The organism is Burkholderia oklahomensis C6786 (assembly GCF_000959365.1).
Classification (GTDB): Bacteria; Pseudomonadota; Gammaproteobacteria; order Burkholderiales; family Burkholderiaceae; genus Burkholderia; species Burkholderia oklahomensis.
Map to the genome: position 1 here is coordinate 933,393 of NZ_CP009556.1, position 20,627 is coordinate 954,019.

At 69.7% G+C, this 20,627-nt stretch carries 16 protein-coding genes; 9 read left to right on the plus strand and 7 right to left on the minus strand.

What is annotated here, in order from left to right:
* Positions 1-5: 5 nt before the first annotated feature.
* Entirely contained in the window at positions 6-1,601 is a 1,596-nt protein-coding gene (locus BG90_RS22030; protein ID WP_010120548.1) for a flavin-containing monooxygenase, read from the minus strand.
* Positions 1,598-2,509: an SDR family NAD(P)-dependent oxidoreductase gene (locus BG90_RS22035; protein ID WP_010120547.1), complete on the minus strand. Its 912-nt coding sequence runs from the start codon at positions 2,507-2,509 to the stop codon at positions 1,598-1,600. The genes BG90_RS22030 and BG90_RS22035 overlap by 4 nt, the downstream gene beginning before the upstream one ends.
* Before the next feature lie 106 nt (positions 2,510-2,615).
* On the opposite strand from BG90_RS22035, the gene BG90_RS22040 reads away from it, so the two are divergent.
* Positions 2,616-3,269 carry a TetR/AcrR family transcriptional regulator gene (locus BG90_RS22040; RefSeq protein WP_010120543.1) on the plus strand — a complete coding sequence of 218 codons (654 nt, stop codon included), beginning with the start codon at positions 2,616-2,618 and terminating at the stop codon, positions 3,267-3,269.
* A 295-nt stretch (positions 3,270-3,564) separates the two neighbouring features.
* Here the strand turns inward: BG90_RS22040 and BG90_RS22045 are convergent, their stop codons facing one another.
* Positions 3,565-4,464 (minus strand): LysR family transcriptional regulator, encoded by a 900-nt coding sequence (locus tag BG90_RS22045; RefSeq protein WP_010120541.1) that lies wholly within the window; start codon positions 4,462-4,464, stop codon positions 3,565-3,567.
* Between the two features lie 162 nt (positions 4,465-4,626).
* Between BG90_RS22045 and BG90_RS22050 the strand changes: the two genes are divergently transcribed.
* The 4 genes from BG90_RS22050 (at position 4,627) to deoC (ending at position 10,196) form a co-directional block, all read left to right on the plus strand.
* Positions 4,627-5,271, plus strand: coding sequence for a glutathione S-transferase family protein (locus tag BG90_RS22050; protein ID WP_025990368.1), 645 nt, complete (start codon positions 4,627-4,629; stop codon positions 5,269-5,271).
* A gap of 52 nt (positions 5,272-5,323) precedes the next feature.
* Positions 5,324-7,498, plus strand: a complete 2,175-nt coding sequence (locus BG90_RS22055) for a pyridoxamine 5'-phosphate oxidase family protein (RefSeq protein ID WP_038802113.1) — start codon at positions 5,324-5,326, stop codon at positions 7,496-7,498.
* A gap of 627 nt (positions 7,499-8,125) precedes the next feature.
* Positions 8,126-9,400: a NupC/NupG family nucleoside CNT transporter gene (locus tag BG90_RS22060; RefSeq protein ID WP_010120534.1), complete on the plus strand. Its 1,275-nt coding sequence runs from the start codon at positions 8,126-8,128 to the stop codon at positions 9,398-9,400.
* A 13-nt stretch (positions 9,401-9,413) separates the two neighbouring features.
* On the plus strand, positions 9,414-10,196 hold the full coding sequence (deoC, locus tag BG90_RS22065) for a deoxyribose-phosphate aldolase (RefSeq protein ID WP_010110481.1): 783 nt from the start codon (positions 9,414-9,416) through the stop codon (positions 10,194-10,196).
* 497 nt (positions 10,197-10,693) lie between these two features.
* On the opposite strand, the gene BG90_RS22070 is transcribed toward deoC, so the two are convergent.
* Positions 10,694-10,873 (minus strand): hypothetical protein, encoded by a 180-nt coding sequence (locus tag BG90_RS22070; protein WP_010110480.1) that lies wholly within the window; start codon positions 10,871-10,873, stop codon positions 10,694-10,696.
* Positions 10,874-11,598: 725 nt separating this feature from the next.
* Here BG90_RS22070 and deoA point away from each other — a divergent pair.
* The 4 genes from deoA to BG90_RS22090 all read left to right on the plus strand — a co-directional run bounded on the left by deoA (position 11,599) and on the right by BG90_RS22090 (position 15,780).
* Complete coding sequence (gene deoA, locus BG90_RS22075) at positions 11,599-12,921, plus strand: thymidine phosphorylase (RefSeq protein WP_010120528.1); 1,323 nt, start codon at positions 11,599-11,601, stop codon at positions 12,919-12,921.
* 211 nt (positions 12,922-13,132) lie between these two features.
* Entirely contained in the window at positions 13,133-13,525 is a 393-nt protein-coding gene (locus tag BG90_RS22080) for a cytidine deaminase (RefSeq protein WP_010110475.1), read from the plus strand.
* A 273-nt stretch (positions 13,526-13,798) separates the two neighbouring features.
* Complete coding sequence (locus tag BG90_RS22085; RefSeq protein ID WP_010120526.1) at positions 13,799-14,446, plus strand: BON domain-containing protein; 648 nt, start codon at positions 13,799-13,801, stop codon at positions 14,444-14,446.
* A gap of 392 nt (positions 14,447-14,838) precedes the next feature.
* Complete coding sequence (locus BG90_RS22090; protein ID WP_010120525.1) at positions 14,839-15,780, plus strand: 1-phosphofructokinase family hexose kinase; 942 nt, start codon at positions 14,839-14,841, stop codon at positions 15,778-15,780.
* A 370-nt stretch (positions 15,781-16,150) separates the two neighbouring features.
* Here the strand turns inward: BG90_RS22090 and BG90_RS22095 are convergent, their stop codons facing one another.
* Genes BG90_RS22095 through BG90_RS22105 form a run of 3 tightly spaced genes read right to left on the minus strand, consistent with a single transcriptional unit; the run spans position 16,151 to position 20,533 of the window.
* A complete protein-coding gene (locus BG90_RS22095) occupies positions 16,151-17,329 on the minus strand; it encodes an acetate/propionate family kinase (protein WP_010120520.1) in 1,179 nt (392 codons plus the stop codon).
* Positions 17,326-18,729, minus strand: a complete 1,404-nt coding sequence (locus BG90_RS22100; protein WP_010110467.1) for a bifunctional enoyl-CoA hydratase/phosphate acetyltransferase — start codon at positions 18,727-18,729, stop codon at positions 17,326-17,328. Before BG90_RS22100 ends, BG90_RS22095 begins: the two co-directional genes overlap by 4 nt.
* Before the next feature lie 10 nt (positions 18,730-18,739).
* Complete coding sequence (locus BG90_RS22105; protein ID WP_010120518.1) at positions 18,740-20,533, minus strand: PHA/PHB synthase family protein; 1,794 nt, start codon at positions 20,531-20,533, stop codon at positions 18,740-18,742.
* Positions 20,534-20,627 lie beyond the last annotated feature (94 nt).

Below are 20,627 nucleotides of genomic sequence, written 5' to 3' on the forward strand. Positions count from 1 at the left end.
TGGGATCACCTTCCTTCGTAGGCGGGCTGACGGGTATCGTCACGTTCGGCGAGCGCCGGGCGGCGGCGTTCGAACCGCATCGCGCCGTCGGCAAGCGTGCCGAACCTGAATGTGGCGAAATCGCGCGCGTAGTTCTGGTAGGACTTCCACGGCTTTTTCGTGCCCTGCTTCGGCAGCACGCCGGCGGCGCGCTGGATATAGCCCGACGTCAGGTCGACGGCGGGTTCGAGCTCCATGCTGTCGGGTGCGAGCCTCGGCACGCAGACGTCGTAGCCGTGCGTGCGCATGTGGTCGAGCAGGCGACACACGTATTGCGCGATCAGCTCGGCCTTCAGCGTCCACGACGCGTTCGTGTAGCCGAACGACGACGCGAGATTCGGCACGCCGCTATACATCATGCCTTTGTACGACACGGTCTGCGACAGATCGACCGGGCGTCCGTCGACCGTCACGGCCGCGCCGCCCAGCATCTTCACCTTGAGGCCCGTCGCGGTGACGATCACGTCCGCGTCGAGGCGCTGGCCGCTCTTCAGGCGCAGGCCGGTCGGCGTGAAGCGCTCGATCTCGTCGGTGACGATCGACGCGCGGCCCGTGCGGATCGCCTTGAAGAGATCGCCGTTCGGCACGAGGCAGAGGCGCTGGTCCCACGGCTTGTAGCGCGGCGTCAGATGCTTGTTGACGTCGAACTGCGGGCCGAGCTGCTTGCCGGCCGCGCGGATGATGAACTTCTTCGTCGCGTCCGGTCGGCGGCGCGCAAGGTTGTAGAAGTACATCGTCAGCAGCACGTTCTTCAGTCGCACGAGCCGGTGCGCGAGCCCCGACGGCAGCCAGCGGCGCAGCGCGTTCGCGATCGCGTCGCGCGCGGGCAGCGACACGATGTAGGTCGGCGAGCGCTGCAGCATCGTCACGTGGCGCGCGTCGCCCGCCATCGACGGCACGAGCGTGACCGCGGTCGCGCCGCTGCCGATCACGACGACGCGCTTGTCCTTGTAGTCGAGATCGCCCGGCCAGCGCTGCGGATGGACGACGCGGCCCTGGTACGCGTCCATGTCGGGCCAGGTCGGCGCGTAGCCCTCGTCATAGTCGTAGTAGCCGCTGCACATGTAGAGGAAGCGGCACGTGTAGACGGCTTCCTCGTGATGCGCGTCGCTCGTGCGCTGCACGCGCACGGTCCAGCGAGCGCTCGTCGAATCCCAGCTCGCCGCCGTCACCTTGTGGTTGAAGCGGATCGTCTTGTCGATGCCGAACGCGCGCGCGGTGTCCTTGATGTAGTCGAGGATCGTCTGGCCGTCCGAGATCGCCTTGTCGCTGTGCCAAGGCCGGAAGCTGAAGCCGAGCGTGAACATGTCGGAATCCGAACGGACGCCGGGGTAGCGGAACAGGTCCCACGTGCCGCCCATCGTCGCGCGGCTTTCGAGGATCGCGAATTTCGCGTCCGGGCAGCGCTCGCGCAGATAGTACGCGGCGCCGACGCCGGACAGTCCGGCGCCGACGATCAGCACGTCGAAGTCGGTCGTGGCGCGGGCGTCGCCGCCCGTCGCCGCATGCGGCGCGCGATCGTCCAGCGAGCGGGCGGCGTTCCAGTCTGTCGTCGAGCTCATGCGAGGTCCTTGCTGATGGAGGAAGAGGGGGCGGGCTGCGCCGCGCCGTGCCGGCGGCGCGCGAGGTTGCGTTCGCGCGACTTGCGAACGAAGCGCAGCACGAAGACCTGGTATGCGGAGCCGAACAGGCGCGCGAGCTTGTCGACGCGGCGCGCGTCGGCGCCGACGAGCACGCGCCGCGCATTGCGCTCGACGCCCGCGATGATCTGACGCGCGGCCGATTCGGGCGTCGTCACGTTGATGAGCCGGTTCGCCGCGCGGCGATGCGTTTCGATATCCTGACCGGTCAGCGTCGCGATGCTCGAATCGATCCGCGACGCGGTCGCGATGTTGGTCGAGACGCCGCCCGGATGCACGCAGGTCACGCCGACGGGCGCGCCTTCGAGTTCGAGTTCCATCCTGAGCGCTTCGGTGAAGCCGCGCACCGCGAACTTCGTTGCGTTGTACGCGCTTTGCGTCGGCATCGCGACGAGGCCGAACAGGCTCGACGTGTTGATCACGTGGCCGTCGCCCGATTCGCGCAGATACGGCAGGAACGCCTGGGTGCCGTGCACGACGCCCCAGAAGTTGATTCCCATGATCCATTCGACATCTTCGATCCGCGCCGTCTCGGCGGGCGCCGAGAGCGACACGCCCGCGTTGTTGAAGATCAGGTTGACCTTGCCGTGCGCGTCGCGCGTCGCGCGCGCCCAGTCGAACACCGCGTCGCGCGACGACACGTCGAGCCGCTGCGACGTGATCGTCACGCCATGCGCCGCGCAGAACGCGACGGTCTGCGCGAGGCCGCTTTCGTTGACGTCGCTGAGCGCGAGATGGCAGCCGCGCCGCGCCAGCTCGACGGCCAGGCTGCGCCCCATGCCGGATCCCGCGCCGGTGATTGTCGCCACCTTGCCGGAAAAGTGCCTCATCGGACGGCCCTCCCTAAGGGTGTCTCCATCTGACTTGCGTCAGCTTTTAATGTGGTGTTGGTCGTCACCACTTTAATTTTGACATTGGCTGATGTCAAATAGCGAAATGGAGAACGTACTCGAACTCGACAAGAAGGGCCGTCCCTACGGCGGGGTGTCGCCCGAGGCGCGGGCGGCGGAGCGCCGCGACGCGCTGATCCGCGCGGGCACGCGCATCTTCGGGACGGTCGGCTTTCGCAAGGCGACCGTGCGCGCGATCTGCCAGGAGGCGAAGCTCAACGACCGCTATTTCTACGCGGCGTTCGACAGCGCCGACGAATTGCTGCGCTGCATCTACCAGCATCATGCGGAGCATCTGCGCGCGTCGGTGAAGCAGGCGATCGACGCGCTCGACGGCGCGCACGACGGGCTCGAAGCGCGGATCGACGCGGGGCTTGCCGCATTCTTCGCATTCCTGCGCGATACCTGCGCGGCGCGCGTGCTGCTGCTCGAAGTGATGGGCGTGAGCGCCGAGACCGACGCGACCTACCAGCGCAATCTGCGCGAGTTCGGCAAGATGATCGTGTCGCTCGTCGGCCCGGTGAGCGAAGACGCCGACGAGCGCGCGGACCAGCGGATCATCGGGTTCGCGCTCGTCGGCGCGATGACGAACGTCGGCGCGGCGTGGCTGCTGACCGGCTATCGCGATCCCGAGGAGAAGATGGTGCGCAATTGCCGGCAGGTGCTGCTCGGCACGTTGCGGTTTCTCGCGAAGCGGTGAGCGGGGCGGAGGGCGTCGGCCGTGTTTCGTCCTTGGCCGTTCGTTGAGCGCCGGGTTCGCTCGGCTTGTCGAATCGGCGCGCGTTGCTTCGCCGATCGACGGATCGGCGTGCCGATGAAAGCGCCAGGCGGATGCTCGACGCCATTTCCGGCGATCGCCTGAATCGCTTTTCGATCGATCGACGCGCGTTCGCTTTCAGGTTCGCATCCCGTGGATCTGCGGAAAAACGACTCGCCGGCGCGTGCGGGCAGGGCGCGGCGAGCAGGCCGGACGAAACGCATCGCGCGGCTTCGCGTCACGCCGCAAGCCGCGCCTTCAGCACGTCGATCAACGCCCGCACCTTCGCGGACGGATGGCTCGTCGACGGAAACACCGCGTGGATGTCGCCGGGCGGAAACGACCAGTCCGGCAGCACGCGCACGAGCCGGCCGGCCGCGACGTCGTCGGCGGTCGAGAAGCTCGTCGCGACGCCGAAGCCGCCGCCCGCGAGCACGGCCGCGCGGCACGCGGTCGCCGTGTTCGACGCGAACGCGCGCCTGCAGCGCACGCTCGCGCGCTCGCCGTGCGCGCGCTCGAGCTCGAGCGTCGTGCGCGGCACCGTCGACAGCATCACGTACGGCAGCGCGCCAAGCACGTCGGGCGCGGCCGGCGCGCCGTGGCGCGCGACGAACGCCGGGCTCGCGACGAGCCAGCGCTCGAAGCCGCCGATCTTCACCGCGCGATGGTTCGAATCGGCGAGCCGGCCGAGCCGGATCGCGACGTCGAGGTTGTCGCGGACGAGATCGACGACGCGGTCGTCGCACAGCAATTCGACGTCGAGCGCCGGATGCGCGTCGCGCAGCGCGACGAGCGCCGGCGCGACGACGAGCGAGCCGTAGTCGACGGGCGCGCTCACGCGCAGCGTGCCGCGCAGCGGCCCCGCGTCGCCGGCCGCCGCGGCGAGCGCCGCCTCCGTCGCGCGCAGGATGTCGCGGCACGCGTCGTAGAACGCGCGGCCCGCCTCCGTCACGTTGAGCCGCCGCGTGGTCCGCACGAGCAGGCTCGCGCCGATCTCCGCCTCGAGCCGCTGCATGTGCGCGCTCACCATCGTCTTCGCCAGGCCCAGCCGTTCGGCCGCCGCCGTCAGCGAGCCCGCCTCCACCACCGCGACGAAGATCGCCAGCCGGTTCAAATTCACGTCGCGGATGTCCGCCATCGCCGATTGTCCATTAATGAAGGATTGTGTTTCGGAAATTATCCATCTTATGTGAACGGAATGCGCACGCTACGCTGCGGGTGCCGGTGGCCGGATCGCCGCGGTCCGCCGCTTTCCGCCGCCGTTTTTCGTGTTCCGCTTTCGTTCGAGGAGTGCCGCCCCATGCCCGCCGTCCAACCGCCCGCCGCGCCGATCCGGCTTCACATGAGCCCGCTGTCCGGCCACAGCCATCGCGTTCGATTGTTCCTGTCGCTGCTCGGCTTGCCGGTCGAGCTCGTCGAAATCGACATGCGCGGCGGCGCGAACCGCCGCCCCGAATTTCTCGCGCTCAATCGGTTCGGCCAGATACCGGTCATCGAGGACGGCGACACCGTGCTGTCCGATTCGAACGCGATCCTCGTCTATCTCGCGAAGCGCTATGGCGATCCGTCGTGGCTGCCCGACGATCCGACCGGCGCCGCCGCCGTGCAGCGCTGGCTGTCGCTCGCGGCCGGGCCGATCGCGCACGGCCCGGCCGTCGCGCGCCTCGTCACGGTGTTCGGCGTGCCGCTCGATCATGCGGCCGCGGTGAAGATCGCGCAGCGGCTGTTCGACGTGATCGATCCCGAGCTCGCCGGCAAGCGCTTCGCGGCGGGCGACCATCCGACGATCGCCGACGTCGCCGCATATTCGTACCTCGCGCACGCGCCCGAGGGCGGCGTGTCGCTCGAGCCGTATCCGCATCTGCGCGCGTGGCTCGCGCGGATCGAGGCGCTGCCGGGCTTCGTGCCGATGCCGGCGAGCCACGCGGGGCCGCACGCGGCCTGACGCCGCGCTCGGTGAGCCGGCCCTAGCCGCATCCATCGTGAAGGAGAACGACATGACGCAGCCCGCGTCGACGGTGCTCGACGCACCGCCGCCATTCGCGCCGTTCCACGACGGCGAGCTCGCCGCGCAGCGGCGCGCGGGCGTCACGGAGGCGGCCGACGCGTCCGGCCGCCGCGGCATCCGCACGTTCATGCCCGATCAGCATCGCGCGTTCCATGCGCAGTTGCCGTTCTTCGTCGTCGGCGGCGTCGACGGAGGCGGCCAGCCGTGGGCGACGCTGCGCGTCGGCGCGCCGGGCTTCGTGTCGTCGCCGGAGCCGCGCACGCTCGATATCGCGGGCGGTGCGCTGCGCGACGATCCGCTTGCCGGCAGCTGGCGCGTCGGCAGCCTGCTCGGCGGGCTCGGCATCGAGCTGCACACGCGGCGGCGCAACCGGATCAACGGCGTCGTCGCGTCGCTCGCGGGCGATGCGATGTCGGTGACGGTCGGCCAGAGCTTCGGCAATTGCGCGAAGTACATCCAGAGCCGCACGTCGACGCCCGCGCCGCCGCAAGAAGCGGCCGCCGCAGCGCCGCAGCGCCGCGATACGCGGCTCGACGCCGACGACCGCGCACTGCTCGCGCGCGCCGACACGTTCTTCATCGCGAGCGCGAATACGGCGGAAGCGGCGGGCGGCGCGCGCGGCGTCGACGTGTCGCATCGCGGCGGGCCGCCCGGCTTCGTGCGTGTCGACGACGACCGCACGCTGACCACGCCCGACTACGGCGGCAACCACTTCTTCAACACGATCGGCAACCTGCTGCACGATCCGCGCGCCGGCCTGCTGTTCGTCGACTTCGAGCGCGGCGATCTGCTGTACGTCGCGGCCGACGCGGAGATCGTCTGGGACGGGCCGGCGCTCGCCGCGTTCGAAGGCGCGCAGCGTCTCGTGCGGTTTCGGATTCGCGAAGTGCGGCGCAGCGCGGCGGCGCTGCCGTTTCGGTGGTCGCCTGCGCAGTTCGCGCCGCAGTTTGCCGGGCGGGATGGTTTGGTGTCTGCGCCTGCGGTTGCGGCTGCGCTTGCGTCGTCGGCATTGGCATCTGCATCTACGGCGGCGTTAGCATCGGCAACGGCAACGGCAACGGCCTTGGCGGTTGCGTCGCCGCCGGACGCGGGCTGGCGCGCGCTAGTCGTCGCGGCAGTATGCGACGAGACGCCGGACGTGCGCTCGTTCTATCTCGAAGCCGCGGACGCGCGGCCGCTCGCGCCGTTCGAACCGGGCCAGCATCTGACGATCCGGCTGCCCGCCGCCGGGCGATCTTCGCCGCCGATCCGCAGCTACACGCTGTCCGACGCGTTCGACGGCCGACGCTACCGGATCAGCGTCAAGCGCGACGGCGACGCGTCGTCGTGGCTGCACGACCACGCGTCGCCGGGCGTGCGGATCGACGCGATGGCGCCGCGCGGCGCGTTCACGCTCGATGCGGCGAGCCCGCGGCCGGTGGTGTTCGTGTCGGCGGGGATCGGCATCACGCCGATGATCGCGATGCTCGATGCGATGCTCGCGCGTCGCGCCGCCGGCGCGCCCGCCGATGCGGGCGCGAAGCGGATTCACTTCGTGCACGGCGCGCGGCGCGGCAGCGAGCGGCCGTTCGCCGCGCATCTCGCCGCCGCTGCGCGTGCGCATCCGGCGTTGTCTGTGCACTTGTTCGACAGCCGGCCGGACCACGCATCGTGCGGCGCGTCGCCGGGGCGTGTGAGCGTCGATGCGCTGAAGCGCCTGCTGCCGTTCGACAGCTACGACTTCTATCTGTGCGGGCCGACGTCGTTCATGAAATCGCTGTACGACGGGCTGCGCGCGCTCGACGTGCCCGACGAGCGCATCCGCTTCGAAGCGTTCGGGCCGTCGAGCGTCCGGCGCGCGGCGTCGCGCGACGACGCGGCCGCCGCCTCGAACACCGGCGCGCGCACCGCGACCGTCGTATTCAGCCGGTCGCGGCGCACGGTCGAATGGACGCCGCGCGACGGCACGCTGCTCGAGCTTGCGGAGGCGCGCGGCGTGCCGGCGGCGTCGAACTGCCGGTCGGGCGCGTGCGGGACGTGCGCGGCGCGCGTGCTCGGCGGGCGGGTTCGCCACGACGGCGCGATTGAGGCGGACGTCGCGCCGGGGACGGCGCTCGTCTGCATGGCGACGCCGGATTGCGGCGGCGTGGAAGGCGAACGGCCCTGCGTGACGCTGGATCTGTAGCGCGGCGGCGGCGAGCGGGACGGACGAAACACGTCGCGCGAACGTCGAAAGAACGTCGGGACGGCGCATTGCCGCAGCGCGCATGCGGCGTTCGCTTGCTTCGATGCGCGTTCGCGATAGACCGGCGTCGACCATCGATTGCAGGCGGGCATGCCGACGCCGTCGCGGCGGCGGATGCCGCGACGGCACAGGCGAACGAGCGAACGAGCGAACGAGCGAACGGGCGAACAGGCGAACAGGCGAACAGGCGAACAGGCGAACAGGCGAACAGGCGAACAGGCGAACAGGCGACCTCGCGTCGCTGCGCCCGTCGCCGCAGGCGCAGCGACGCGGAGCGCTCGCGCGCTTCACGCCTTTCCTCGCGCCGGCGAGCCAGCATCGTCGCTCCGGGCCGCTGTTCGCTTACCTCGCCAAAATCCCGCTGACAATCCAAATCACGCACGGCGCTAGCGCCCGCACCTCTTTCGTTCCCCGATCGATCCGACCACTGGCGTTCGCCGTCCGCGCACGTTATGTTCTCGTCCGGCGAATGGACGGACTCGTCCGTCCGATCGAACCGGCCGGCGAGCCGGATCGGCCGCGCCGGCGACGGCGGCGGCCTCTCATTCCATCACCCGAGGTACGTTCGTGGACATCTTGCGCAGCTTGTGTGGCATCGTGGTATTGCTCGGCGTCGGTTACGCGCTGTCGATCAACAGGCGGACGATCAGCGCCCGCACCGTCGTCACGGCGCTCGCGACGCAGCTCGTGATCGGCTCGCTCGTGCTGTTCGTGCCCGTCGGCCGCAACGCGCTCGCGGCGACCGCGCACGCCGTCAACAGCGTGCTCGAGATGGGCCAGCACGGCGTCGCGTTCCTGTTCGCCGGCCTCGTCGGCGACAAGATGTTCGCGCTCTTCGGCGACGGCGGCTTCGCGTTCGCGCTGCGCGTGCTGCCGATGATCGTGTTCGTCACGTCGCTGATCGCGGTGCTGTACTACATCGGCGTGATGAAGTGGCTGATCGCGATCGTCGGCACGGCGATGGCGAAGCTGCTCGGCGTGAGCCGCATCGAAGCGTGCTCGGCCGTCGCGACGATCTTCCTCGGCCAGAGCGAGATGCCCGCGTTCGTGAAGCCGTTCATCCGGCGGATGAACGGAACCGAAGTGTTCGCGGTGATGTCGAGCGGCATGGCGTCGGTCGCGGGCTCGGTGCTCGCCGGCTACGCGGGGCTCGGCGTGAAGATGGAGTACCTGCTCGCCGCGTCGTTCATGGCGATCCCGGGCGGCCTCTTGTTCGGCAAGATGCTGTGCCCGACGACCGAGCCTTCCCGCGTCGTCGTCGATTCGCTCGAGTTCGACGAGAAGCGCGCGGCGAACGTGATCGAGGCGGCCGCGTCCGGCGCGGGCGTCGGGATGCGGATCGCCGTGAACGTCGGTACGATGCTGATCGCGTTCATCGGGCTGATCGCGCTCTTGAACGCGATGGTCGGTCTCGTCGCCGGCTGGCTCGGCTTTGCCGGCGTCACGCTGCAATCGCTGCTCGGCGCGCTGTTCTCGCCGCTCGCGTGGCTGATCGGCGTGCCGTGGCAGGATGCGTCGGTGGCCGGCAGCTTCATCGGCCAGAAGCTGATCCTGAACGAGTTCGTCGCGTACGGCGCGCTGTCGCCTTATCTGAAGGACGCCGCGCAGGTCGCCGCAGCCGGGCTGCCCGTGCTCGCGCCGAAGACGATCGCGATCGTGTCGTTCGCGCTGTGCGGCTTCGCGAACTTCTCGTCGATCGCGATCCTGACGGGCGGCTTCACTGCGGTCGAGCCGGATCTGCGTTCCCACGTCGCGCGCTACGGAATGCGCGCGCTCGCGGCCGCGACACTGTCGAACCTGATGAGCGCGACGATCGCCGGCCTGTTCCTGTCCCTTTCCTGAACGAGGTGCTCGCATGGAGCTTTCGCTGAATCGCAACCAATTGACCGAGGCGGCGCTGAAGGCGCTGCATCTGATCGATCTCACGTCGCTCAACGACGACGACACCGACGAGAAGATCGCCGCGCTCGCCGCGTCGGCCGACACGCCGGTCGGCACGCCCGCCGCGCTGTGCGTGTATCCGCGCTTCGTCGGCGTCGCGCACGCGGCGCTCGCCGCGCGCGGGCTCGTGCTGCCTGTGGCGACCGTCACGAATTTTCCGCACGGCGCGGCCGATCCTGACGCGGCCGCGCGCGAGACGGCCGACGCGGTCGCGCTCGGCGCGAACGAGATCGACGTCGTGTTTCCGTATCGCGCGCTGCTCGCGGGCGACGAGCGGGTCGGGCGCGAGCTTGTCGCGCAATGCCGCGCGGCGGCGGGGAGCCAGTGCCTGAAGGTGATCCTCGAGACCGGCGAGCTGCGCGGCGCGGCGGCGATCCGGCTGGCGAGCGAGATCGCGATCGAGGCGGGCGCGGATTTTCTGAAGACGTCGACGGGCAAGGTCGCGGTGAACGCGACGCTCGACGCGGCGGCCGTGATGCTCGCGACGATCCGCGAAGGGGGGCGCACGGTCGGCTTCAAGGCGGCGGGCGGCGTGCGCACCGCGCAGGATGCGGCGCAGTATCTGTCGCTCGCCGAGCGCGAACTCGGGGCCGGCTATCTGACGAGCGCGACGTTCCGCTTCGGCGCGTCGGGGCTGCTCGGCAATCTGCTCGAGACGCTCGGTCATCGGGCGGGGGCGACGCGCGGCGCTTATTGAGCGATGCGCGGTGGCACGTGCGGGCACGCGGGGCGCGGTCGAGATCGAAGGCGAGCGGCGCGCCGCTCGCCGGCGGCGAAGCCGAAGCCCGAGGTTGGGCCAACGCGCGGCCATCGAGCGGGCCGGGGCATCGGCTGTCGATGCTGCGGCGAAGATGCAGGTTGCGTTTCCTGATGGGCGGAGAGAAAGCGCCGCAAGCCGTGATTGCAATGCGCCCGCAATGGTATCGGCGCTGCGTTGGTCGTCCGGGTCGCGCTTTGCGTCAGAGGCGGATGCACGCGCGACAGGCGCGACACGTTAGCGTGGATCTTCGATCGATACGCTGCAATTGCGCGAGACTCGCCCGATCCGAAGACCGAGCAACCAGTGACATGGCCGTGGTTCAACGCGAAGCGGGCGTTGCCCGTATCGAAAGCCGCGTTCCCGGCTGCTCGCGCCTTCCCGAGACGTAGCAGGCGATGCGGCGCGAAGAACGGCCACTTCGCGCGCCGACAAAGTCAATGAACCGGCGCGTAGCCGAGCTTCTCGACCCCATACGTCTCCATCCAGTCTTCTCGATCGTCGAATCCCATCGCCTTGGCGAGATGGTCGGCCATGTCCTCGGGTGTCGGCGTCACCGGCGAATCGTAGTAGCCCAGTGGTGCTTCCGCTTTCGGCATCAAGATGGCGTAGAGCATATCGACCTCCTGTCTTTAGCCATCTTAACGACCACAAGCATCGCTTCTTTAACAGGTAAATTCCCGGTTAGAGTGATACGCCGAATCTCCCGGCTAGCTGGCGATATCCCTCGATCCGCTGCTTTTCGAGTTCGACATTTCGATACGCAGCCGCGTTGAACCGTCATGCTTGCAGGAATCCGCTGGCGCTGGAGCGATTCGCTCGGACCTTCGCCGCCTCGTGCCGATTTGCGGATGTATACCCCGAAAACGCGAAGCGCGAACTCGATCGAGACCTGGGACGGAAAGCGATGGCCGAGGCTGGAATGCGCGTCTTTCCGACCGCGCGCTTCCATAGCCGTACCGATGCGATCGCGTTCGTCAACAAGAACCCGTAGTATCTCGTCAGCAAACCGTCCGGCGATGCGGAGGCCAAGACGCTTTGGCATGCCGTGCACGACGCGCGTGAAGCGCGACAATCGCGCGCGTTCGTCGAATGTGAAGCATCCGTGCAGCCGGGTCCTCGATCCGTTTCATCGCGGACCCGTGTCATCCCGATCGATCAAGCCTTCGTGGTCGTTCAGGATTTCGTGTGCCGTTTGCGCGTCCATGATAGCGTCCCTCTTCATGAGATTTCCGCCCGGCCGTTCGGTCTCGGCAACGCATTGACCGTTGGAGCACATGGCGGGGCATATTGCTATCCGGGATGTATTTGTGTTTTTGAAAATCAAACACTTACGCAATCTATGACTTTCCTTCCGCAGGAATTCATCCGCAAGGTGCGCGACCGCGAGCCGCTCGACGCGGCCGACGTCGGGCGTTTCGTGCGCGGGGTGACGTCGGGCGACGTGACCGAAGGCCAGATCGCCGCGTTCGCGATGGCCGTCTATTTCAACGAGCTGCCGCTGTCCGCGCGGATTGCGCTGACGCTCGCGCAGCGCGATTCCGGCGACGTGCTCGACTGGCGCGGCGAGCGCCTGAACGGCCCCGTCGTCGACAAGCATTCGACGGGCGGCGTCGGCGATCTGACATCGCTCTTGATCGGGCCGATGGTCGCCGCGTGCGGCGGCTATGTGCCGATGATCTCGGGCCGCGGGCTCGGCCACACGGGCGGCACGCTCGACAAGCTCGAAGCGATACCGGGCTACGATGTCGCGCCGTCCGTCGACGCGCTGCGCCGCGTCGTGCGCGATGCCGGCGTCGCGATCGTCGGCCAGACCGCGCAGCTCGCGCCCGCCGACAAGCGGATCTACGCGGTGCGCGACGTGACGGCGACTGTCGAGTCGATCTCGCTGATCACCGCGTCGATCCTGTCGAAGAAGCTCGCGGCGGGCGTCGACGCGCTCGCGATGGACGTGAAGGTCGGCTCCGGCGCGTTCATGCCGACCGTCGAGAAGTCGGGCGAGCTTGCGCGCAGCATCGTCGACGTCGGCAACGGCGCGGGGATGAAGACGGCCGCGACGCTGACCGACATGAACCAGGCGCTCGCGCCGTGCGCGGGCAACGCGATCGAGGTGCGCTGCGCGATCGACTATCTGACGGGCGCGGCGCGCCCCGCTCGGCTGCACGAGGTCAGCTTCGCGCTTGCTGCGCAGATGCTGACGATGGGCGGCCTCGCCGCGAACGCCGACGACGCGCGCCGGCAATTGCGCGCGTCGCTCGAATCGGGCGCGGCCGCCGAGCGCTTCGCGCGGATGGTCGCGGCGCTCGGCGGGCCGGCCGATCTGATCGAGCAGCCCGACCGGCATCTGCCGCGCGCGGCGGTCGTCGCGCCCGTTCCCGCCGAGCATGCCGGCTGGGTCGAGCGGATCGACGCGCGCGCGCTCGGGCTTGCGGTCGTCGGCTTGGGCGGCGGGCGCGCGAAGATCGGCGACGCGCTCGATTACGCGGTCGGGCTGTCCGCGCTCGCCGGGCTGGGCGCGCGCGTCGATGCGGGGCAGCCGCTCGCGCTCGTTCACGCGCGCGACGCCGATGCGGCGAAGCGGGCCGCCGACGCCGTGCGGCGCGCCTATCGGATCGGCGCGGAGCAGCCGGCGGAGACGCGCGTGGTCCATGCAGTGATCGACTGAGCGCGCGCATCGGACACGTCGGAACGTCACACATGTCGCGTCGCGATGCGCGTTTGCGCAAGAGCGCACGCGAACGCAGACTGGTCGCGACGTGCGACGTGCGACGTGCGACGTGCGACGTGCGACGTGCGACGTGCGACGTGCGACGCCGCGCATCGCGGAACAAGAACGGATCCACGCCACATCGAATCAACGAACGAGGTAACACGACATGACGCACCACGCATTGATCGAAGCCGCAAAGGCCGCGCGCGAAAAAGCCTACGCGCCGTATTCGAACTTCAAGGTCGGCGCGGCGCTCGCGACGAAGGACGGCAAGGTCTTCCACGGCTGCAACGTCGAGAACGCGTCGTACGGGCTGTGCAACTGCGCGGAGCGCACCGCGTTGTTCTCGGCGCTCGCGGCCGGCTATCGGCCGGGCGAGTTCGCGACGATCGCGGTCGTCGGCGAGACGGACGGGCCGATCGCGCCATGCGGCGCGTGCCGGCAGGTGATGATCGAGCTCGGCAAGCCGACGCTCGAAGTCGTGCTGACGAACATGAAGGGCGACGTGCGCGTGACGAACGCGGGCGACTTGCTGCCGGACGCGTTCTATCTGGAATGACGCGCGGCGTGAAATCGCCGGGGGCGTGCGCGAATCGTCGCGCCGCCCGGCGTTTCCCGCATTTCTCCGCATTGCTCCGCGTTTTCCTGCGATTTTCCGCGTTTCGCCGGCCGCTCTCCGGTCGCGGCTCGCGCATTCCTCTGTCGTTTTCCCTTCATTGACGCGCGTCAAGGTCCGCGCCGCGCAATGCGCGATGCTGGATTGCGTGCGCCGCCGCGCAGCTTTTTCGCTGCGGGCGGCCGCTTGACGAAACCGGTTGGCGAGGAGACGACGATGAAATCCGATGCTGTGCTCAGGCAAGATGTCGAACAGGAACTGTATTGGGATCCGTCGCTGGATGCGCGGCAGATCGACGTGTCGGTGCACGACCGCATCGTGACGCTGCGCGGCTTCGTGCCGAGCTGGGCGCAGAAGTACGCGGCGCAGAAGGCCGCGCAGCGCATCGCCGGCGCGCGGGCGCTCGTGCTCGAGCTGAAGGTGCTGCCTCGCGAATCGCCTCGCGACGACGAAGCGCTCGCCGCCGCGATCGTGTCTGCGCTCGCGTGGCAGGAAGGGCTCGCGGGGCAGGAGATTCACGTCGACGTCGACGAGGGCTGCGTGACGCTCACGGGCGAGGTCGACTTCGGCTATCAGCGGCAGGCGGCAGAAACGGTCGTGAGCCGGATGCGCGGCGTGATCGGCGTCGTCAACCGGATCGACGTGCACTTGCGCGACGCGGGCGAGACCGTGCGCGAGCGCGTCGCGGATGCGCTCGCGCGGCGCGCGCAGCGCGAGGCCATGCATATCGACGTCGATGAGCGCGACGGCGTCGTCACGCTGTCCGGCATCGTCGATTCGCTCGTCGAGCGGCGCGCGGCGTGCGGCGCCGCATGGTCGGTCAAGGGCGTGCGCGAGGTCGTCGATCATCTGAGCGTCGCGTAGGCGCGGCGGCGGCGCGCGGCGCTTGCGCGTCGTGCGCCCGGTGCTCGACACTGACCGGCGGCAAGCGGCAAGCGGCAAGCGGCAAGCGGCAAGCGGCAAGCGGCAAGCGGCAAGCGGCCAGCGGCAAGCGGCCAGCGGCCAGCGGCCAGCGGCCAACGGCCAACGGCCAACGGCCAACGGCCAACGGCCAACGGCCAACGGCCAACGGCCAACGGCCAACGGCCAACGGCCAACGGCCAACGGCCAACGGCCAACGGCCAACGGCCAACGGCCGTGGACACGCGCCGGAGCCGACAGTTCGACGCCAACCCGCACAGGTGCGACGCGGCGCGCGACTTCCGCCGCCGCGTTCGATTTTCCCGTTACCTTTCCGTTGCGAACCTTTTTGCACGATGACCGAAATCGTCACCATCACGCCGAATCCCGCAGTCGACGTCGCGACGTCCGTCGACCGCGTGACCGACACCCGCAAGCTGCGCTGCGGACCCGCGCGGCGCGACCCGGGCGGCGGCGGGATCAACGTCGCGCGCGTGCTGACGCGCCTCGGCGCCGATTGCGCGGCGCTCTATCTCGCGGGCGGCGACACAGGTCGCGCGCTGCGCGGCCTGCTCGCCGACGAGCGAATGCGCGCGAGCGGCGTCGACGTGGCCGACGAGACGCGAGAGAACTTTTCGGTGCTTGAAACGTCGACGGGGCGCGAGTTCCGCTTCGTGCTGCCGGGGCCGACGCTCGCGCCCGACGAATGGCCGAGCTGCATCGACGCGCTCGCGCGGCTCGCCGACGCGTCGCGCTTTCTGGTGATGAGCGGCAGCCTGCCGCCCGGGATGCCGGACGATTGCTACGCCCGCCTCGCGCGGCTCGCGAACGCGCGCGGCGCGCGGACGGTCGTCGATACGTCGGGGCCGGCGCTCGCGGCGGCGCTCGATGCGGGCGTCTATCTGGTCAAGCCGAGCTTGGGCGAGCTGCGCGCGCTGACCGGCCTGCCGCTCGACGACGACGCCGAGCGCCTCGCGGCCGCGCGCGCGATCGTCGGCAGCGGACGCGCGCAGATCGTCGCGCTGACGCTCGGCGACGCCGGCGCGCTCGTCGTATCGCGCGACGACGCGGTGCGGCTGCCGGGCGCGCGCGTCGCGGTGCGCAGCGCGATCGGCGCGGGCGACAGCTTCGTCGCGGGGCTCGTCGACGCGCTCAATCGCGGCGCGAGCGTCGCCGATGCGTCGCGTTACGCGCTCGCCGCCGCGTCGGCGTCGCTGCTGAGCGCGGGCACCGCGTTGTGCACGAAGGACGACGTCGAGCGGATCTATCGGGAATTGCCGGGGACGGTCGAGGCCTGACGCCTGCGCGCCCGGTGCCCTTTCGGCATCCTCGTTCCGGACCGCGCCTTGCGATTCGGCACCGCGCATACGCGATCGCTTGCATGGGCGTCAGAGGGCCGATTCGCGACATGCAGCGCGACCCGCGGAAATGCCCGTGGCCGTGGCGGCTGCACCGGGCGATTGCTCGTGTGCTCGTTCGAAAGCCCGGAAGCAAGCGTCCGATCGCCGAGACGCCGCCCGGCACCGTCGCGTGACACGCGACGTGCAGCGCAGCGCGTCACGCGACGCGGATCAGGCGGACGATCCGCGCATCCCGCTCCGGCATGATGCGCATCGGACGGGAGGGCGACCCGAAGAACCCGAAGAACCGCCCACCCGGTCCGCGCGCTCACGCATGCAGGACCGACGCCGCGTCCCGCGCGATCACCTGTTCCTCGTCGGTCGGCACGACGAGCACCGCGATGCGGCTCGCGTCGCGGCTGACGATCTCCGCGTTGCGCGCGTTCGCATCGGCATCGAGCTCGACGCCGAGCCAGCGCAGCCGCTCGCACACCGCGGCGCGCGTTTCGGGCTGATGCTCGCCGATGCCCGCGGTGAACACGAGCGCGTCGAGGCCGCCGAGCGTCGCCGAAAGCCGCGCGGTTTCGCCGGCGATCCGGAACGCGAACAGATCGAGCGCGTCGCGCGCGCCGTCCGAGCGATCGGCGAGCAGCACGCGCGCGTCGCCGCTCACGCCTGATACGCCGAGCAATCCCGAGCGGTGATACAGCATCTGCTCGACCGCATCGACCGAATAGCCGAGCATCTTTTGAAGATGCAGCACGACGCCCGCGTCGAGCGCGCCGCAGCGCGTCGCCATCGGAATTCCGTCGAGCGTCGAGAAGCCCATGCTCGTGTCGCGGCTCACGCCGGCGTCGAGCGCGCACAGGCTCGCGCCACTGCCGAGGTGCGCGGCGACGACCTTGCCGCGCGCGAGCGCCGGATGCCGCTCGCGCAGCCGCCCGGCGACGTATCGGTAAGACAGCCCATGAAAACCGTAGCGCTTGACGCCTTCGTCGAACAGCGCGCGCGGCAGCGCGAAGCGCCGCACGAGATCGGACTGCGTCCGGTGGAACGCGGTGTCGAACGACGCGACCTGCGGCAGACGCGGACGCAGATGACGCAGCGCGCGAATCAGGCGCACGCTCTGCGGCTGATGCAGCGGCGCGAGCGGCACGAGCGCGGCGATCGCGTCGAGCGTGCGATCGTCGATGCGGACCGGCCCGTCGAACGCGTCGCCGCCGTGCACGACGCGATGGCCGACCGACACGAGCTCGTGCAGCGACAGATGCGCGGCGATCCAGTCGAGCGCCTCGTCGAGCACTTCGTGCAGATCGTCGGTGACGGGCGCGGCGAGCGCAACGGTGTGCGCGTCGCCGCCGTTCGAGTATTCGAACTGCAGCGGCGTCCGGTTGAAGTCGATCTTGCCGCGTCCGAGCGGCGCGGGCTCGCCGTTCGCGACGCTGTAGAGGCCGATCTTCAGCGTCGACGAACCGGCGTTGAACGTCAGCAGCAGCGGCTCGCTCATGATGCGAGCGCGCGGGCGCGCGTCCTCTCGGCGACGAGCTTCGCGAGCGCGGCGGACGCGATCCGCACGCGCAGGCTGTCCGCGCGGCTCGTCAGGATGATCGGCAGCCGCGCGCCGAGCACGAGGCCCGCGGCGTCGGCGCCCGCGAAGTACATCAGCTGCTTCGCGAGCATGTTGCCCGCTTCGAGGTCGGGCACGAGCAGGATGTCGGCCTGGCCCGCGACGGGCGATGTGATGTCCTTCAACTGCGCGGCGATCGCGCTCACCGCGTTGTCGAACGCGAGCGGCCCGTCGACGATCGCGCCCGCGATCTGCCCGCGCGCGGCCATCACGGTGAGCGCGGCCGCGTCGAGCGTCGACGGCATCTTCGAGTTGACGGTCTCGACCGCCGCGAGCACCGCGACGCGCGGTCGATCGATGCCGAGCACGTGCAGCAGGTCGACCGCGTTCTGGCAGATGTCGCGCTTCTGTTCGAGCGTCGGCGCGATGTTGATCGCCGCGTCGGTGATGAGGAGCGGCTTCGGATACGCGGGCACGTCCATCGCGTAGACATGGCTGATGCGCCGCTCGGTGCGCAGCAGCGACGCCGGACCGACGACCGCGGCGAGCAGCTCGTCGGTATGCAGGCTGCCCTTCATCAGCGCGGCGACCTGGCCCGTGCCGCCCAGCTCGACCGCGCGCGCGGCGGCCGCATGGCTGTGCTCGACCGCTTCGATCGGCACGCCCGCGAGATTCACGCCGGCCGCTTCGGCCGCCGCGCGGATCTTCGCTTCGGGGCCGATCAGGATCGGATCGATCAGGTTCTCGTCGCGCGCGTCGATCGCCGCGCGGATCGCGTCCGGCGAGCACGGATGGACGACCGCGGTGCGCAGCGGCGGCTGCTCGCGCGCGTCGCGCACGAACGTCTCGTAGCGGTCGTGGCGGCGCACGGCGACGTCCGGCGCCGGCACGCGCTCCCACGCGATCGGCTTGTCGGGCGCGATCACGGTCGCGGTGCCGCGCAGCACGACCTGGCCGTCCTGGTTCGTGCAGCGCGTGTCGAGCAGCACGATCCGCTTCTCCGATTGCTTCTCCTTGACGGTCACGGTCGCCGTGACCGTGTCGCCCGGCGCGACCGGATGCCGGAACTCGAGCGTCTGGTCGAGATAGATCGTGCCCGGCCCCGGCAGCTTCGTGCCGAGCACCGCGGACACGAGCGCGCCCGTCCACATCCCGTGGACGACGACGTGGCCGAACAGATCGTGCGCGGCGAACGCCGCGTCGAGGTGCGCGGGGTTCACGTCGCCGGACATCGCGGCGAACAGGTCGATGTCGTCGCGCGACGCGAGGCGCACGAGCGATGCGCTGTCGCCGATCGCGAGCGATTCGAACGGTCGGTTCTGCAGGATTTCGCGATCCACGCGGCGCTCCTTATTTCTGAAACACATAGGTGCCCGGCGCATCGCCGAGCGTTTCCGCGCCCGGCTTGCCGAGCCGCGGCGGCGCGACGCGCTGCGCGCTCGAATGCTCGGCGAGCCACGCATGCCACGCGGGCCACCACGAGCCTTCGCAGTCGGTCGCGCCGGCGAGCCATTCGTCGGGCGAGATGCTCGGCGCGTCGGCGGCCGTGAGCTTCGTCCGATAACGGCGCTTCGGATGGCCGGGCTCGCTGACGATGCCCGCGTTGTGGCCGCCCGCCGTCAGCACGAACGTCACGTCGCTGTCGGTCAGGTAGTGGATCTTGTAGACCGAGCGCCACGGCGCGATGTGGTCGTGCTCGGTGCCGACGACGAAGAACGGCGCGCGGATGTTGTGCACCGACACCGTCTGCCCGTCGATCACGTAGCGGTTCGTCGCGAGATCGTTGTCGAGGAACAAGTGGCGCAGATACTCGGAGTGCATCCGGTACGGCATCCGCGTCGAGTCGGCGTTCCACGCCATCAGGTCGATCATCGGCGTGCGCTCGCCGAGCAGGTAGTCGTGGATCATGCGCGACCAGATCAGGTCGTTCGACATCAGCAGCTGGAACGATCCCGCCATCTGGTGCGCGCCGAGAAACCCGCGCTCCCACATCATGCTTTCGAGGAAGTAGATCTCGCTTTCGTCGATGAAGAGCTGCAGCTCGCCCGGCTCGGTGAAGTCCGTTTGCGCGGCGAGCAGCGTGATCGACGCGAAGCGCTCGTCGCCCGCGTTCGCCATCGCCGCGGCCGCGATCGACAGCAGCGTGCCGCCGAGACAGTAGCCGGTCGCATGGATCTTCGCGCCGGGCACGATCTTGCCGATCGTGTCGAGCGCGTCCATCACGCCGAGCCGGCGGTAGTCGTCGAGGCTCAGATCGCGGTCGCTCGCGTCGACGTTGCGCCACGAGATGCAGAACACCGTGTGCCCCTCGCCGACCAGATAGCGGATGAGCGAATTGTGGGGCGACAGATCGAGAATGTAGTACTTCATGATCCACGCGGGCACGATGAGGATCGGCTCCGCGTAGACATCGGGCGTCGCCGGGCCGTACTGCAGCAGCTCGATCAGATGATTGCGGAACACGACGCGGCCGGGCGCCGTCGCGACGTCCTTGCCGACCTGGAAGCGCTCGACGCCCGCGGGCGGCAGCTTCGTCATCAGGCGCCGGACGTCGTCCAGATAATTCCACACGCCCTGCGCAAGGTTCGTGCCGCACGACAGCGCGGTGCGCTGCGCGACCTCCGGATTCGTCACGACGTAGTTCGCCGGCGCGAACGTGTCGAGCATCTGCCGCGCGGAGAACGCGACGACGTCCTCGTGATGGCGCGACACGCCGGGCACTTCGTGGGTCGCCGCGCGCCACCATTGCTCGGCGAGCAGGAACGCCTGGCACCAGAAGCGGTACGGCTCGAGCTGCCACGCGCTCGCGTGGAAGCGCCGGTCGCCGGGCGACGGCTGGGCGGGCGCCGCGGGCGTGTGCCCGGTCGCCGCTTCGAACAGGTATTCGGTGAGCTGCGCGGCATGCTTCATCGCGAGCGACGCGAGCTCGGCGCGCTTGCCGGGCGCGGCCGCGAGGTGAATCAGCCAGTCGGACAGCGCAAGCTGCAGCGCGGCGGGCGACAGGCCCGACGTCAGCTTCGCGAGCGATGCTTCCTTCGCGAAATCGAATACGCGGTACGGGCTTTCCTGCTCGTACGACGCGGGCGGGTGGGCGGGCGGCGGCGCTGCGGGCGCGCCGGGTTCGGCGGTATGGCGTGTGTCCATCGGGCTTCCTTCGGCGGGCGCTACGCGGGCGACGACATGACGAACCGAGGCAGCCGGTGCGGCCGGCCGAGCGCGAAGCCGCGCGTTGGGCGTA